The following is a 17,372-nucleotide window of genomic DNA, read 5'->3' on the forward strand; positions in this document are numbered from 1 at the left end:
GGCGTTGTTACGCCATGTGACTGATAAGGATTTTTTTAAGGAATGATTATTTTGAAAAGAGTGCCCCTGTCGGAAGGAACAGCCTCCACCCTGCCGCCGAAGTTTTTCTCCAGAAGCTTGTTGGAAATATAAAGCCCCATGCCTTTTTTCAGGCTGGATGTGCTTAAAGGATCCTCAAGGGCGGATGTGCACGCCTCCCTGAACTTGCCGGTACTGTCTTCAATGGTTATCACGCAGGCTCCGTTTTCCGTGACCATGCGGAGCACTATAGTTCCCACGCCCACACCGTTTGTTTCCACCAGCTCACGGGAAACCATGAGAACATTAAGCAGAACCTGCTTAAGGACAGAGGCTGAGCCTGTGACCTCCGTTTTTGAGTTATCGCTGTGGAATACAAAGCCGACTCCGTCCTTTTCATAATATGTGGAAACAAAGGAATGCACCTCATCAAGCAGGGGCATGACCTCAAACCTGTTGTTCAGTGTCTCCTCTCCGGAGACAAAACCGAGGAACTTATCCACAGATTCCTTCATAAGCTGTATCTGATTCCGGCATGCTTTTATACATTCGGCAAGGTATTTCTCGTCCTCAATGCCGGAGGAAATCTCCTCTTTAATATTCTGCATGTTTATATGCACGAGACTCAAGGGCTCACGCCAGTGGTGGGAGACCGAAGCCACCATTTCACCTATGGAGTACAGCTTCATTTGCTGAATCATGAATTCCTTCTGCTTTTCAAGCCTTTCAGCCTCGCCTTCGGATCTCTTTTTCAGCTCCTCCTTGTAGTTTTCAAGGCGTTCGAGCACATTTTCAGTTTCCTCAAGATGCCTGTTGTATTCATGGACAAGCTCCTCAAGCTCCGACACGTAGCCGCTGTCCGGCTTCAGGCTGATTTTTTTCGACTCGCCGAAAAGCCGCATGACCTCAGAATAGGGTATTTCAAACCTGCGGCGGAAAATGCCGAAAACGTAATACATGAACAGAGCGGAGAGCAGCAGAGTCATTACGGCAAGCAGCATAGAGCCCTGCTTCATCCTGTTTATTCCTTCCGGGCTGAGCACGGCTTTGATGCCGATTTTTTCCCACGGGAACAGCTGCCCTGCGTCACATCGGAATGTTTTATATACCGAAGCGTCTCTGAAAACAGCAGTATCCCCGTCCGTGACCCCGAACACGGTAAAATCATCAGGACTCAGTTCCCCGCCGTAAACCGCCGATGACTCCCTGACGGAAGCACCCAGAGAATATATGCCTATATCGGTGAACAGGCTGCTTGCGCTCTGTATGTTTTTAATCCGTGAGGCAATCTCATCACCGAAGGAGTATTCCGTCATAACCGCAACGTATTTCCCCCTCTCCGGAGACCACTCAAAGTTCATTATTTCGGAAGACTGTTTGGAATACGAATATCTTATGCGGTTTACCCCGCCCGGGTTCTTTCTTGCGAAGTCAAGATCCTTCGCTGAGGGGGTAATCGACCACCTGTCCGAGGCGCCGCTGCTTTTTCCGCTGAAAAGCATGCGCCCTTCCGTATCAAAAATCATCACTGCGTAAGGTCTTTTTGTTGAAGCGGCGTAGCTGTCAGCCAGAAACGCCGCCTCCCTTTCATCTGCCGGAAAACTGTGCAGAACATCATGTGCGTGATGCTTTGAAATATCCGAAATTGAGTTCAGCCGCATGCTGAAGGTGTCCGCAGCCGACTTCACAGTCTCCTCCAGCAGTCCGGCCAGCCCCTTGTATGTGTCCTCTGTTTTGGCGACAGCCAGACGGACGCTGAGGTAATGATCCGCAAAGACAAGACATACAAGGAAAAAAAACAGCAGGATAAAACTGTGAACCAGAAGCTTCTTCAGCGGTATCTTCATTTAGGCACGCTCTTTTCAAGCCCGCAGGCGGACGTGTTTTTATCGAGATAAATATCTATGTCCAGTCCGTCGGCGGAGCTTATTATATCCACCTTGCCGCTCATTATTGTTCTGAAAAGCTCCACAGCCATATAAAGGTTGAAATGTCTCATATTATCAGCCGTGCCGGGGGAGTAGGGATCGTTCACAGCATTAAGATCGGCTGCGCTCATGCCGCCGCTGTTGTCTCTGATCCTGATGCGCACAGCTTCTCCCTCATCGTATAAATCAACATCTATCAGCGGTTCAAACCCGTCGGTTTCCATGCTTCTTTTCTCATCCAGCAACCTCTTGCTGTTGTGGAAAACACTGAGCACGGCAAGCTTGAATTCCGCCGGAAAGCCGCAGACCGTAAAACCGAAGCCGGGGCACTCCGGCACGCATTCCTGATAGCCTGCGCCGCAGCATCTCTCAAGATTTTTAAGCACATCCACCCTGACAGGCTCCTCATAGCCCTGAAGGCGGCAGGTGAAGCTGAGCCGTATATCACCGGAAAGCATATGAGGAGCGACCATCCGCATCGTGTCTTCAAGGGTCTGGCGGAGATCGAAAAGCTTTTTCTCCAGCGAGGGTCTGAAAAAATCTCTCAGCCCCTCAATAGTGGAAGACATGTAAAGAACCTGCTCCATACAGTCTGAGGCTATTTTTTCCAGTCTGTCTCTGTTTTCCTCAAAGTTTTCCGCCATGGAGGAGATGCTTTCCACATATTCGCCAAGCACCCTGAGAGGAAGCTGCCAGAGATAAGCCACAGAGTGGGTCATTTCCCCCATTGTGGCAAGCATCGACTGTCGGATTATCAGCTGTTCGTTGGCTTTTCCCTTGGAAACCTCCAGTCTTACCCGCTCCTCAAGTTCCTCATTAAACTTCTCGGCATATGAAAGCAGCTCAAGCTGTCTGTCTCTGTGTCCGTTGTAAAGCTCCGCCAGCCGCGCCAGATCCTTTTCACCCGCGAGTATGCTTTTCTCGGTGATTTTCTCGGATCTTTTGACTCTCTCAATCATGCTGCCGAAAGGGATCACAAACCGGGAGTTCAGCCTTCTGTAGAAAAGAATAAGGGCAAAAACTGCAACAGCCACGGAAAAAAGTTTGATGAAGAAGCTTAAAATGCCGTAGCGGCGCTCATCCGTCGTATCGAAAATTATGCGGTAGACTATTCTGTGATCAAGGTCCTTAAGATTCTTAGCCGAATCCGGCACACGGGCTATCACATAATAGCTTTTGCTTGTTCCGGTGAACAGGCTGCCCGATGTTTTCTCGGTCATTTCGCCCCGTTTAAGGGTCTCAAGAACTATTTCGGAATCAGTATCCGTCTCGGGCTCATCAGAGCTGATATTGAAAATGAGGTTGCTGCCGCCCTCCATGCTGTTAAAAACAAGAATGGCGTCCACCGACTTTATATACTCCGAGAGAGCGACAATCTTCTCCAGCCTCTCCCTAACCACTTTCAGATCGGCGAGAAAAAGAGCAGTCTGGAGATAAATATCCCTCTCCTTTATGTAAGACATGGTGTAAGCTCTCAGTACCCTGCCTGAGCGCTCATATACAGGGTAATCCAGCAGAATCCCCCCCTTCTCCTTCGCCCTGCGCAGGGTTTCCATGGCGTTGGGAAACCTGCTTATATCAAGCCCCAGTTCCGTTGGGTAGGTTGTGTTGAAAATCACTCCCTTCCCTGTGAGCAGGGCTATTTCTATTTCTGTGTTAAGCTCTTCCTCGTGTTCCTTTTTTCGGTTCATCAGGTATTCATAGGAGGGGATGCCGTACTCGGCTATGAAGTCGTGGAGATTTTTATGGTCATCCACCATATGAAGGCGCACATGTATATTCGCGGGAGATTGAAACTCCTTATAGTAGCCGATATTTTCATCGACCATCCGCACTGCCTCCGCCGTTATGCCGCGAACGTTCAGCTCGAAGTTTCTGTAGTTTAGAAAATAATTGACAAGAATCAGGAATACGGACGCAAGCACAAGAATCAGGCAGTTTACTGCTAAAAGCTTACGAAGACTTATCCCTTTTTTTTCACCCGCAGACATATTTCTCCGAAATAATAAACCTAACTAAAAAACGATAATAAATATTAGCAGATTTACATTTATTTTCTAACCATATTTACAAAAGTATCATAATATGCGACTCCGTTTCCCGAATCCGTCAGAATAACAGGGGTTGCGCAGTTGATATAACCTTTTGTCATTTTACGGTTTTTATAGGCAAAAATGACATTGCCCGCTATGTTTGCGCTCACATTTATTACCCCTGTGAATGAGCCGGAGGGACTGAAAACTTCAACGTTACTGCCGTCCGTGAGCTGCTCTTTTTCCGCAGTTTCGGGAGATATGAATACAAACGCGTCATTTTCACCCATAGACGGCGGAACCTGAGAATTGAGATAAGATGTGTGGGAACCCGTGATAAGCCTGTATCCTTCTGATTCGTGAGGATATGCGCTTTCAAGGGGCTTTTCCGTGTATTTCCTTGAGGGCGGAGCCTTCCTTTCCACCGTTTCGGGATCTGTTATGTCCAGCCTGACACCGAGAAGCCCCGCCAGCTCCGCCGCAAGCTCACTGTCGGATGGGAGAGCGGCGAATTTGCCGCGCACAGACGGTCTGTCATTGAAGAAGTAGCTGCCCATCACGTCATTCTGTGCGAACATGCCCCCCGCGCGGATAAAAACATCGGCATGCTTTGATGTCTCCGTGATATTGGTATCGATGCTTATCAGCTTCACCTTTTCGAGTGCTTTATGCCATTTGTCCGTCTCGGGAAATGTCACGGCGGGGTTTGCGCCGACAATTATCATAAGCGGAAACTGCTCAATAATATCCGGCAAAAGCGAAATATTCACCCTGCGCACAGGCTGCTTCGGTACAGAGGCAAGCTCCGTCTTGGAGCCTCTGGCGTAATACAGCAGGCTTTCATTCCCTGTTTTCACCGCCAGCCTGTTTATCCAGCGCACCATCGCCATTCCGTTTTTATAGCGCTGAAGTCCGAAGCCCGTGATGAATGCTGTTCTTCCCTTTTTTATGTAACCTGCGAAGAGATTATACTCCGCTTCCGTCAGTCCGGTCTGCGCAATGAGCTCTCTGCGTCTGCCTGAATCTTCAGTGAGGTACGCCTCGCAAAGAAGTCCGTCGCAGGCAGGATTGATCTGAATGAAATCAGTAGCGGAAGGAGCCGTTTCCGTACGGATGGGATCTATATACAGAATCCGTTTGCCCGCTTTTTTCAGCCTGAGAAGGTATGAGAAGAAATGCTGACTCACAACCTTGGCGTTTCTGCCGAAGATAATTATGCTGTCCGCATTTTTAAGGTTTTCCGCGGGAGGATTGTCACACACGCCGAAGTCAAACTCGTGGGCGGTTTCGCCCGTTATATCGCACGGGCTGCCCTCTATGAAGACTGCGTCCTTGATGCCGGAGAAGAGGACATCCCACCACCCCATTGCGTAGCCGAGACTGCCGGAGCCCCGCATAAACAGGAACTCGCTTCCGTTCAGCGATTTAATCAGCTCCGCCGCTTTTGAGAGGCTTTCGGGGTCAGACTCAGCCCCGTGGGTTATCTCCCTTTCATAAAAGTCCTTCAGCTTGGAACAGACAAAACCGTTGCGCCCGTTTTTCTCTTCAGCGGATTTGAAAACCGGCTTGCCGTTTTCCTCCTCGATGTAAAAATCACAGAAGTCGGGGCAGTCTTTGGAGCAGAATGTCTTCATAAAATATCTACCTTATGTCAATCACGTATTTTTCGGTTATATTATCCTCGTTCATCCCCATTCCGGGCAGAACCTGAGAACCTCTTATGGCGGCGTCCAGAGGAATGCAGAGCACGCCCTCATCCTCTTCAAAGCGGAGATCAGCGGAAAGAGACGCGGATTTGACCGCCTTAAAGGTGAAGACGGACGCCTTCGCCGTTCTCACACCGATCACGTTCCCTTTCTCTATGTGGCATTTCAGGGTTTCCCCCGTGCTGGCTTCCGCCGAGCAGGCTTCGTAATATTTATAGTCCATATTTCTTGTCATTTTTTCAAACTCCTTCCTGTCGGGGAAGAGATAAAAGTTCAGAGGCTCTCCGGCGGAGAACTCCACTGTGTATTCACCCCTGCCGCTGCCCCCTTCAAAGGTTGCCGCCCATGCGGTGTCGGCGGGAAGAAACGTTCTGGTGTCGGACACTGTGAGACTGCCCGCGTATTCCTGTGTCACAACATTTTCAAACCTGATCCTGTCTATGCCGCATACTCTGGAATACATATGCGTATCGGTCGCCACAAGCTGCGTTTCCACACCGATATTCCAGAGGAGTGACGAAACGAGTATGCTCAAATCCTCGCAGTCCCCCGCCATGAGGGCAAGGGTTTCCTCCGGCTTCTGTATCAGCTCAAAGCCCGCCGGATCACTCAGGTAGCTTACCTTCTGCTGAACAAAGGCATAAACGCGCGCCGCCCTGCACTCTGTGTCATCACAGCCGGCGGTGAGCTCCGAAGCAAGCCTTCTAAGCTGCGGGCTGTTTTTATCCACAGCGCTGACATAAGGCTGAAAGCCCTTCCGCATATATCTTTCAGGTATCTCATCTTTATAAGCGGAGGTCTCCCGCTTTTCGCCGAAAAAAAGAGCGGCGAAGGCTGCAATGAAAAGCAGCATGGAGAGCGCAAGCATCTTCGGGCGCATTAAAGCTCCATATCTACAGTCATTTCTTTTCCGTCACGCCTGATTTTCAGGGAGACCGTGTTCCCCTGCTTCATATAGAAAAGGGCTATTTTCAAATCTTCCAGAGAGCTTACCTCAAAGAAATCTATCCCGATGATCACATCCCCTGCCTTGAGACCCGCCTTTTTCGCCGGAGTATCATCACCGACTTCGGTCACCTCGGGGGACACTTCGGGATCCTTAACACCCACGCCGAGCTTAGGGGCGGAGGCTCCGTCCAGCCTGCCGGGATAAAGCACGAAGTCAGCTATCCCTTTTTCCGCTGATTCATCCTGCACTATGGAAATATATTTCAGACCGTTACGCCGCTTCACCCTGTCCGGCACGCCGTAGCCTCTTCTTATGTGTCCGTTTCCGGCGAGAACAACCATTATGCCGTCATTATTTTTTATGTAGTCCGCAACGGTTTCCGCCATTGTCTCATCCCAGAGAAGCTGCGCCTCAAGAAAATTTTCAAAAACCTGTCTTGAGGGGTGCATGTTGTATACCCATCTGAGATCCTCCCTGTAGTCAGGGTCTGTGTAGTCCAATTCAGACGCCGTGTGCTCCCGCTCAGCGGCGGAGAGCGTGAAGAGCCCGTCAGAAGCGGTCTTCTTTGTCGCCTCCATAGGAGCATTCAACGCAACTACCCTTATCCCGTGTTCTCTGGCATAGGTAAGTATCGGCTTATACAGGTGATAGTCATACCGCCAGCGTTTATAATACTCCGTCTGCTTCAGCATCATCCGTTCATCAATCACGCCTTCAATGTAATCATCCAGAACCTTCTGAAACGGACGCTGGAACATCTCCATTCCTATGGCGATTTTGCCGTATTTTTCATGGAGCAGCTTAATCACGGCAAGCTGACCTGCGTGGTGGGAATGCTGATCGTGGTTTTCACCGATATAGATAAGCCTTGTGCCCTCAGCCTCAGCCGCTATATCCTCCAGACTCATGGCAGAAGACACCCGGAAGGCGTATTCTTTGTTCTTTATTTCATAGATGACGCCGTCTTCAGTGCGTTCGGTTTCTTTTTTCACATTGCGCCCCTTCACAAAAACAAGTTCGCTGTATTTGCCGTAATGCGGCAGCCTGCGGCAAACGCCGTCAAGCCCTTCGGTCTCCCCGCTGACGGAGATCACAGCATTGTCTGCGCTGAAAGGGTTTTTATACGCCTTCACCAGAAGTCCCGCCCCTTTTTCCGGCGCGCGTCCGAAGTATTTGCCGTAAAAGCCTTCCGGCACACCTGCAAGCATCACGGAGTAATCCTTGTAATCCTCAAGCCTGAACTCCTCATAGGGAACACGCTTAACCTCACCCTGCCCGTTTACGTCCGCAAGGCAGTCAAACCCTTCCGCACCTGTTACAAAAACCTTCCTTGATGCTCCTATATAGGTTGCCAGAACAGGCGGAATCTCCGAGGCATAGAGCATTCGCGGCACATCGTAGTACGGATCAATCGCGAAGCTCAGCGGCTCCGTATCTGTGGCAAGCTCAAACATTTTGCTTGCGTTGTCGCTTCGGAGTATGAAATCCTTCTGTCCTGTGATGGTTTTCACGCTCACAGGAACATCGGCAACGAAATCCCCTCCCTTCCTCACAAGGTTAAAGGAGGTTATATAACGTCCGTTTTCCGATTTTATATCGATTTTCTCAGCCGAGTATTCCGGCAGACCCTTAGCTGTTATCCATGTATCGAAAAGCTGCGCCGCATTCTCTCCGGCTACAGTGACAAAAGCTTTTCTCCAGTCGTCCCATGAGGCTCTTCTTCCTGTGTTGTCTTTTACAAAAAGCCGGACAGCGTCTAAAAATTTGTCATTTCCGTAGGTGCGCTTAAGCATATGAAAAAACATCATAGACTTGTTGTAGCCCACAGCGGAACCGGTCTTTCCGTGGCGGGAGCGGAACTCGGTGAGCGGAAAATCCGTTTCATTATCAGTGTATGCGGCGAAAGAGATCAGGGCGTTCCTGCGGTATTCCTTCCCTTTCCACTTAAGCTCGTCATAGTAGTAATCAGCCATGTATGTGGTTATGCCCTCAGCCCAGTTGCCTTTGTCATAATCGATCCCGACAGAGCCGCCGAACCACTGATGCAGTATCTCGTGCCCGAGAGAGGTTTCTGTTATGAAAGGCAGGGGTATAACGGCGGAACCCAATGTTGTGAAGCCCTCAAAGGCGTAGCCAACGGGATAGGGAACCTCAACCGCGGTGAAAGCCTTAAACGGATACCCGCCTATGAACTCGCTGTACATTTTTATATATTCAATGCTCTTCTGTATGTATTCATCAGCGAAAGCTGCGTTTTTCTTTGAGAAAGCAGTGCGTACGGCCACACCAGCCGCTTCAACGGATTTCACGGAAACATCCCTGACGATAACCAGATCAGGCTTTACGACCTCACCCCTGCTGCGAAAGGTATAAACATTATTAAACGGCTCAGATGTTTCCTCCCCTTCAAACAAAGGGAAATATCCTTTGGGAACAGTCACCTTAAGCATAACATAAGCTTTTTCCTCCGGAACGGGAAACCAGTCGCCGAAAATGCTGTGCGGCGCACCCTCAAAGCTTATCTCGCTCCTGCCCGCCGGAAGGGTGAAAGAGCCGTCTGTCACCTCAGCGCCTTTAATATCAAGCCCGGCACTGCTGAACTCAGCCGGCGAATCGGACTGCCACGCCGCCCTGCCCTTGACTTCCGTGCCGGAATAAGTCAGCTCAAGGCTGTATATGTTCGCCGCAAAAGCGTTAACAGACAAAAAAACACAAAAAAGAATCAGAATACGTTTCATTTCCCACCTTTATATCGGTTAATACCTATTAGTTTCACACATTTGAGTGTCAGATCAAAGACAATTTTCATCATATTTATTCTTTGATTTTTTTATTTTTGTTTTGCAGACGGTTATAAAAATAAGCGGGCTAAATTCGGCTTGCAAATGCAAGCTTTTTAAGTAAAAAATAAGTAAAGAAATATTCAATCTTATTCAGGGGTCAAATCATGCAGTTTTTCAGGGATGTTTCCCTTAAGGTCAAACTTCTGGGCATTTACTTTTTCGGTCTTATTCTTTTGGGGGTAGTGGGTTACGGTCTGTTCATCTACACCGAGGTACAGAACTACTACACGGACAAATCCGTTTTCAGCTCACAGGGGCGGTATTTTCAGGAAAAATCCTTCCGCCATATGAAATATACCATGGATCTCCACGGCATACTCACCCGCCTGTACTCCGCCGCGGGGGATCCGGCGAACAATAAGGAAAACATAGTTAAAGAATTCATCAGCAATGTGCTTATTCTCAGTGATGACAGCTACTCCTTCGCCATATTCGATTTCAGCGGGAATCTGGTTGCGGCAAACGGGAGCGATTTCAAAAACCTCATAAACTCCGGCACAACCAACCGCAGCAAGCTTAACTTACTTATCAAAAAAGCCTTTGAAGCACGCATGCACGGTGCGTTCGCGGACTTTTCATCGGACGGGAAAAATGTGAGCTACTTCATAAATACCATGTACTTTGAGCCGCTTGACTACTATATCCTCTCCCTTGATAAAACCCAGCGATCGGAGGAAAACATAGACAGTATTCTCCTTGAAAAGCGCATGCGCATCATAAAATCCGTTGTGATATGCTTCATACTCGGTCTTGCCGCCACCACAGTCGTGGTCGGCATACTCTACACATACCTCAAGGGGATGACAAAAAACATCAACCGTATAACCCGCAGCATAGGGGATCTCGGTTCCGCAGGGGTGATAGAAACCAAGCTGGAGGCAGTGAACAGAGACGAGATAGGACGGATGATAGCCGCCTTCAACGATTATCTCCAGAAGCGTCTGAACATGGAGCAGTTCAAGCAGCTGATAGAAGAGGATAAAAACATTCATGACGTTTATGTCAGGGTTTTCGGACTGCTGAACAGCTTCGGCTTCCACGATTTTGCGATATACGAGGTGGACGAGGCGAAAAATAAAATCAATTATCTCAACCACGAAATCTGCGGTGATGTCTGTACCCTTGAGCCCATGCCCTGCTCTGACGACATACTTATAAGTCCTGAGGAATGCAGGTGCAAGAGGCTGGCGCAGACTGTCTTCGGCTCCGCCGATTTCAGAGCCTGTCCGAAGTTTCTGGGGTATGACAAAAACAGAAAGCACATGTGCATGCCGATCATAATCGCAGGCTCGGTTGGCGAAGTGGTGCATGTCACAGTTAAGCCGGAGGATGAGGAGATGCTGAAAAAAGCCCTGCCGCTGCTTCAGGATTATCTGAAAAACGCGTCTCCGGTTATAGAAAGCAAGAAACTGCTTAAAAACCTCCGTGAAACAACGCTGAAAGATCCGCTGACGGGTCTGAACAACCGCAGGTTCCTTGAGGAGTACACAGAGATTCTCACCGCGGACACCAAGCGCAGGCAGAAAAACATGGGAATACTGATGTGCGACCTTGACTACTTCAAAAAAGTGAACGATGACCTCGGACACGAGACAGGGGACAGAGTGCTCCAGATTCTCGCCACTATAATGAAGGGCTCGGTACGCTCATCGGACATAATAATACGCTACGGCGGTGAAGAGTTCCTCATAATCATCAAGGATGCTGAGGACGACGAAAGCGTTATGAGGGTGGCGGAGAAGATAAGGGAGAACATGGAAGCCCACGAAATGCGCCTGAGCCCGAATGTGACCCTGAAAAAGACACTGAGCATCGGCGTTTCCATATTCCCGAAAGATACGGAAAACTTCTGGCAGGCGATCAAATTCGCCGATATTTCACTCTACAAGGCAAAGGAAGCCGGAAGAAATAAAGTTATGCGCTTCACAAGGGATATGTGGACGCACGATACTGAATATTAACCGTGCACCATGCACAGGGCGGCGGCGCCTAAGAGCCCTGCCCTGTTCTTTGCCGCTGCGGTTTCAATCACGACCTTATCCTTTAGCGCGGGAAAGACTATCTTTGAAAACACCTTGACCGCTGTATGCAGATAAGCGTCGGACATTTCCGAAAGCCCGCCGCCTATCTTTATCTTAAGCGGAGCAAAGAGATTGGCTATGCTCGCCATACCGTGGGCAAGGCTGTTGGCGTATTTATCGAAGGCAAGCTCAGCCACCTTGTCGCCTATTTTAAACTGTTTATATACATCAGCCGCCTTGAGAAACTTCACATCAGCACTGAGCTCGTTGTAGCTGCGCACAAGCCCGTTCATGCTGCAATAATACTCAAAACAGCCCCGTTTGCCGCAGCCGCATTTCTCACCGTTGAAATTCAGCGTGATATGCCCCACCTCAAACGCCGCGGATTCGGATGTAACGAGTGTTCCGTCCAGTATCAGTCCGCCGCCCACACCCGTTCCCAGAGTGAGCAGGATCATGTTTCCCGTGCTCTCCGTTTCGAAGAATATGTACTCGCCCAGAGCGGCAAGGTTCGCGTCGTTCTCCACGCTCACGGGAAGCTCCGTGAGCGCCTCAATATCTGTCTCAAGAGGGTGTCCGTTCAGAACAGGCAGATTGGGGCAGTAGGCGCTGCCGTCGCTGACATTCCCCGGAATACCTATACCCACGGCAGAGCAGGAGTTTCCAAGGGAAAAATCACGGATCCGCTTTATCAGCTCTTCATAGGTATAGGGTGTTTTTTCGGATTCGTACTCAAGGAAGATGCCGTTTTCATCAACCACTCCCATTTTAAGGTTTGTGGCGCCTATGTCAAAGCAAGCGTATTTCATTATTTCATCCTGATAAACGGGAAGAGAGATTCCAGCTCTTCCCTTTCGCCCGGGTCGAAGCCCATAAGCTTTTCCCAGAGAGAGGAATGCTCCATGCAGAAATACAAGAAGGCGTTTTCCCATCTCTTTCTTACAGATCCTACCACACTTCTCAGCATGTGCGCCCGAAGCGGCTTAAAATAGCGCATTTTGCCGTCCAGTCCCTTTGTGTAATCGCCCTTGAGGAGCATACTTCCGCCGAACTTGTCCCGCATTGCGGAGAGCAGTTCCGGCATGAAGCGGAATGTGGAAACACTCACAAACTGAACAGAGGATTCATCCACATACTGCGCCAGCAGCTCTATAAGTTCATCGTAGTCTTTTTCAAAGCCTTCGTAATATATCACCGGATCAAAATGGAAGGAAACTTTATATCCGTATTCGGCAAGCTCCTTCGCCGCACTTAGTCTCGCTCTGAGAGGCGCGGCGCCGTGCTCCTCCATCTTTATCACATGCTCAGGGTTCAGGCTCCAGCTTACCACAATATTCTTAGGATTTAAGTTAAAGAGTTTTGAAACATTCGCGGATTTTGTCTTAAGCTCAAACTGTATATTGTCATATTCATTCACAACGGGCACGAGGATTTCGCTCAAACCAAGCACATTATCCAACGCCAGACTGTCCGACAGCTCGCCTGTGCCCAGACGCACACGCTCACCCTTTGCGCCGAGCGCCCGCATCTCGCTTACTATGGCGTCAGTGTCCCCGTAAACTTTTATGTATGAGTGATTAAGGTATGACTGGAGTATGCAGTACGAACAATCGAACGGGCAGCCTTCGGCGGCATCGGTTACATAATAATTGCAGCAGCGGTATATTTTCGTTGCGGGGCATCTGTGCACGTAGTTGTTGCGTGAGGAGGATATGAGGATGTTCCTTTTGGTGTCCTCCGGCGTGAAGCCGTCCTCAACAAGCACCGCTTCGTTCTCCCTCGCGATTCTGCGGGCAAGGGGCAGATTTTCCGCAGATTTTTCAATATATATCATTTTCTTTCAGAAACCTGAAAAGCCCGAAGACTTTTACCCTGTTTTCAAAAAGCTTTTCGCATTTTTCCATATATTCCTCAGCGGAGGAGGCTGTGAATGACACTGTTATCTCCGGCGTTTCAAAACCTGACACGCTGGATACGCCAGCACAGAGTTCCGACGCAAGCTCCCTGAACTCCGCTCCGAAATCCGTTCTTCTGCTTATGCGCTCTGTTTCAAGCTTTTTCACCAGCGACATATCAGACGGATCTATCTCTCTGTCCGCATAATCGGTGAGGGTTTCAGCGGCATTCCTGAAGGCGGATACGGAGGGCTGGGAACAGGCGTATGAGTGCAGAAACTGCCTGTGGGATTCCGGCAGGGAGGCGTACATACCCACGGTCTTCATAGAAGGCTCCTTTGATCTTATATACTCAAGGAAAGCTTCCGGAGCCCTGCACAGTGTTTTGAGGGATTCGGCGTTTTTTGCGCCTTTGACTCTTGATGAAAGGGCTTTTACTTCCTTCGATCCGCCAAAGGATTCGGCAAGGATAATCATCCGCCCCGTGTCTATCAGATCCGGTTCGCCGTGGATGCTCAGAGAAAGATTAAATGCCTCGTTGAGGCTGAGCGCGCCCGCATGGAAAAATTGCTCCGCATCCCTGCCGAAACCGCTGAGCCTGTATGCTTTTCCCTTTATCTCCGCAACAGCGGGAGGGAAAGGGTTATCCGCCTCTTTATCTTTCCAGCGGAAATCAGCGGGACAGAAATCAGCCTTTATCAGCTTCATTGCCGTCCGTGCGAAAAAGCGCTTCCACAAAGCTTTCAGCGTCAAACGGACGAAGATCGTCCATACCTTCGCCGAAGCCGATAAACTTAACCGGAATCCTGAGTTCATCGATGATGCCTATGATGGCTCCGCCCTTGGCTGTTCCGTCCAGCTTGGTGAGAACGATTCCGGTAATACCCACCTCTTCATGAAACTTTTTTGCCTGCGCAAGGGCATTCTGACCGCTTGTAGCGTCAAGAACCAGAAGCACCTCATGAGGGGCTGACGGCATCTCTTTTTTGATTACCCTGAATATTTTGTCAAGTTCCTTCATCAGATTGAACTTGTTGTGAAGCCTGCCCGCGGTATCTGCTATGAGCACATCAAAACCCTTCGCTTTGGCGGACTGCACGGCGTCGTATATTACCGCCGCAGGGTCTGAACCCTCCGCCTGACGGATTATGGGAACTCCTGCCCTGTCCGCCCATACGGCAAGCTGATCCACTGCCGCCGCGCGGAAGGTATCTCCGGCAGCGAGGACGGTTTTAAGTCCGGAATCCTTGAACATCTTCGCCAGCTTGGCTATGCTGGTGGTTTTTCCCGTTCCGTTCACGCCTACTACTATCACCATGTAAGGCTTTTCTTCAACCTGATTCAGGCTGTTGTCCATGCTGATTATCTCAAGAATTTTTCTTTTCAGGCTGGTTCTGAGCTCCGCTGGATCCTTCAGGGTTTTTCTGGAAACCTCTTCACGAACACTATCTATAATTTTCACAGAGGTCTGCACTCCCATGTCGGAGGTTATGAGAAGTTCCTCAAGCTCTTCAAGAAGGTCTTCGTCTATGGTTTTACGTCCGAGGAAAATATTCTCAAGACCGCCTGTGAACTTGTCGGATGTTTTTGAAAGCCCCGCCTTAAGCTTTCCGAAGAAGCCTCCGGAAGGATCATCAACGGGAGCAGAAACCGTTTCCCGCCCCGTTTGTTCCTCCGGCTGGGGAGTGTCGTTTTTCTTCTTCCTGAATATATCGAAAAATGCCATTAAATAATGCTCCGCAGACTTTTTTATAAGCCCAACAAGTAAAAACTGTTGCCGATTGTTTGTCAATATGATTTATTGGGTTAATTGTGTATTTAAAAAACATGTTTGCTTAAATATTAATTGTTTATAAATCAGACTGCCCGGGGTATAATAAGCTGAATTTCTGTTGCCGGCATTGAAATATCATTCATAATTTATAGATAATCACCTCATGGAGTAGCATATGAAACTTACTATCAAATACAAAATTATTGTTGCTTTCAGCCTGCTTTCGCTTGTAACTATTCTTTTTCTGTCCATGACCACCTACAACAACGCTAAAAAGATGTCCTACTCCATGATTGAAAACGACCTGACACACACCACCGACACATTCGCCTCCATTGTGCTCTCCTCCATAAACTCATCGGCAAAGGGCTATCTGGACGGGACCGTGGATTCGGGCTTAAATATAATAAACCTTACTTATATGAACTCCCTCAGAGGCGGTTACAGCGAAAGCACGGCTATGTATGACGCTTCTCAGGCGCTTCTGGAACAGAATATAATTGAAAAAGGCTACTTCATAATCCTCAGCGAATCGGGCGAAATCCTGTACGACAGAAAGAGAGACAACATCGGAAAAAACCTTTCTTCCTCAGCGGGCTTCACCGAGCTTATCAAAGAGCGCGGCGGTTTTGCCCCTGTGACCCAAGACGGCATGCCCGCACTGGCTGCGGCAGGGTACTTTGAGGAATGGGGCTGGATAATCATTGGAACCGTCCCCGTATCCGACTTTAAAACAATGCTCAACCCCAAGGATTTCAGAGACTTTATCCTCTCCGTAAAAATAGGCGACACTGGCTACGGCTATGTGCTTGATTCTGCCGGAACCCTGATGGTTCACCCCGCTATGGAAGGTAAAAACCTTATGGAGAGCAAAGATTCCGACGGAAGGCTATTCATTAAAGAGATAGTCAGCAACAAAACAGGCAAGATAATCTACCCTTGGAAAAACCCGGGCGAAGATAATGCACGTGAGAAAATCGTTATCTATAAATATATACCGGAGGTTGACTGGATAATAGCCGCCGGAAGCTACATTGAGGAGCTCGAAGCGCCGCTAATCCGCATGAGAAATATAATATTAATCGAAAGCCCCGTTATTCTGGCGCTTTTCATCATAACAAGCTATTTCGCCGCCTCCACGATCACCAAGCCGCTCCTCGGGTTTGTCGCGGTTTTCAGAGAGATAGCCGGCGGTGACCTCACAAAGAAAATTCTGGTTAAATCCGGCGATGAAATTGGCATTGTTGCCCGTGAGTTTAACATATTCGTGGACAATATCAGAGAAACCATGCTCAGCGTAAAGGACGCGACGAATACTGTCGCGTCCGCAACTAACGAGCTTTCCAGCACTGCGGAGGAGCTTTCAGCCACCGCTGATTCCCAGTCCGCTCAGGTGGGTGACATAGCAAACGGAATGAGGGATGTAACTCACTCCGCAGAAGAGGTTGTCCTTCATGTGGAAAGTACGGGAAAAAGGGTTGAGGAAGCCCTTGACGTTACTGAAAAAGGAAAAGAGTTCGTTCAGCAGACCGTCCGCAGAATATCAGGCATCAAAACCACAACGGCCGGGCTGTCTGAAACCATCGAAAAACTCGGCAAATCATCCGAAGAGATAGGAAACATAATAAGCGTAATCAACGATATAGCGGATCAGACAAACCTTCTGGCTCTCAACGCCGCAATTGAGGCGGCCAGAGCAGGCGAAGCGGGAAGAGGCTTCGCCGTGGTTGCGGACGAGGTTCGCAAGCTCGCCGAACGAACACAGAATGCCACCAAAGAAGTCGGCAACATTATAACCTCACTCCAGAAAGAGACAGAAATGGCTGAAAAAGGGATGCTTGAAGCTGAAAAGAGTGTGGATCAGGGCATAGGCGCAGCGGAAGAGACAAGACACGTGTTTGATAATATCGTTACCGCAGCAGAGCAGATTCACCACGAGACATCCTCCGTCATGTCTCTCGTGCAGCAGCAGACCAAATCTACCCTGAATGTCAATGAAAACCTTCAGGGCGTTGCCACAGCGGTTGAGCAGAGCTCAGTGGCTTTTGCCGAAGTCACTCAGACAGTGAACAACCTTCAGGTGCAGACGGAGAATCTCACTATGCTGATAGCAAGGTTTAAAGTTTAGCAGGGCGTCATACCTGCATGTGAAAACAGTTTGAATTTAACGCGATATACTTTACAATCTCTCTATGCGCTTTAAAT

General features: G+C 49.1%; 11 protein-coding genes. 2 read left to right on the plus strand and 9 right to left on the minus strand.

Translation table 11 applies throughout. The features are described 5' to 3' along the window. Positions 1–35: 35 nt before the first annotated feature. The 5 genes from EP073_RS12220 to EP073_RS12240 are packed head-to-tail and all read right to left on the minus strand — an operon-like array spanning position 36 to position 9,372. Complete coding sequence (locus tag EP073_RS12220) at positions 36–1,865, minus strand: sensor histidine kinase (protein WP_128467446.1); 1,830 nt, start codon at positions 1,863–1,865, stop codon at positions 36–38. Further along, positions 1,862–3,937 carry a sensor histidine kinase gene (locus EP073_RS12225; protein ID WP_128467447.1) on the minus strand — a complete coding sequence of 692 codons (2,076 nt, stop codon included), beginning with the start codon at positions 3,935–3,937 and terminating at the stop codon, positions 1,862–1,864. The genes EP073_RS12220 and EP073_RS12225 overlap by 4 nt, the downstream gene beginning before the upstream one ends. A gap of 59 nt (positions 3,938–3,996) precedes the next feature. Then, entirely contained in the window at positions 3,997–5,613 is a 1,617-nt protein-coding gene (locus tag EP073_RS12230) for a molybdopterin dinucleotide binding domain-containing protein (protein WP_128467448.1), read from the minus strand. Positions 5,614–5,620: 7 nt separating this feature from the next. After that, positions 5,621–6,565, minus strand: a complete 945-nt coding sequence (locus EP073_RS12235) for a transglutaminase-like domain-containing protein (RefSeq protein WP_128467449.1) — start codon at positions 6,563–6,565, stop codon at positions 5,621–5,623. Further along, entirely contained in the window at positions 6,565–9,372 is a 2,808-nt protein-coding gene (locus tag EP073_RS12240) for a ChaN family lipoprotein (RefSeq protein ID WP_128467450.1), read from the minus strand. Before EP073_RS12240 ends, EP073_RS12235 begins: the two co-directional genes overlap by 1 nt. A 209-nt stretch (positions 9,373–9,581) precedes the next feature. Between EP073_RS12240 and EP073_RS12245 the strand changes: the two genes are divergently transcribed. After that, complete coding sequence (locus tag EP073_RS12245) at positions 9,582–11,438, plus strand: sensor domain-containing diguanylate cyclase (RefSeq protein ID WP_128467451.1); 1,857 nt, start codon at positions 9,582–9,584, stop codon at positions 11,436–11,438. Here the strand turns inward: EP073_RS12245 and EP073_RS12250 are convergent. From EP073_RS12250 to ftsY, 4 genes are read right to left on the minus strand one after another with little or no spacing between them, the layout of a single operon-like run. Further along, a complete protein-coding gene (locus EP073_RS12250) occupies positions 11,435–12,307 on the minus strand; it encodes an ROK family protein (RefSeq protein ID WP_164885371.1) in 873 nt (290 codons plus the stop codon). The two genes, EP073_RS12245 and EP073_RS12250, sit on opposite strands and share 4 nt — an antisense overlap. Continuing rightward, entirely contained in the window at positions 12,307–13,332 is a 1,026-nt protein-coding gene (locus EP073_RS12255) for an SPL family radical SAM protein (RefSeq protein ID WP_128467453.1), read from the minus strand. Before EP073_RS12255 ends, EP073_RS12250 begins: the two co-directional genes overlap by 1 nt. Continuing rightward, positions 13,319–14,101, minus strand: coding sequence for a hypothetical protein (locus EP073_RS12260; protein ID WP_128467454.1), 783 nt, complete (start codon positions 14,099–14,101; stop codon positions 13,319–13,321). The genes EP073_RS12255 and EP073_RS12260 overlap by 14 nt, the downstream gene beginning before the upstream one ends. Next, positions 14,082–15,119 carry a signal recognition particle-docking protein FtsY gene (ftsY, locus tag EP073_RS12265; protein WP_128467455.1) on the minus strand — a complete coding sequence of 346 codons (1,038 nt, stop codon included), beginning with the start codon at positions 15,117–15,119 and terminating at the stop codon, positions 14,082–14,084. The genes EP073_RS12260 and ftsY overlap by 20 nt, the downstream gene beginning before the upstream one ends. A 223-nt stretch (positions 15,120–15,342) precedes the next feature. On the opposite strand from ftsY, the gene EP073_RS12270 reads away from it, so the two are divergent. Further along, positions 15,343–17,295 (plus strand): methyl-accepting chemotaxis protein, encoded by a 1,953-nt coding sequence (locus tag EP073_RS12270; RefSeq protein ID WP_128467456.1) that lies wholly within the window; start codon positions 15,343–15,345, stop codon positions 17,293–17,295. The last annotated feature ends 77 nt before the right edge of the window (positions 17,296–17,372 follow it).

It is taken from the genome of Geovibrio thiophilus, assembly GCF_004087915.1.
Taxonomy (GTDB): domain Bacteria; phylum Chrysiogenota; class Deferribacteres; order Deferribacterales; family Geovibrionaceae; genus Geovibrio; species Geovibrio thiophilus.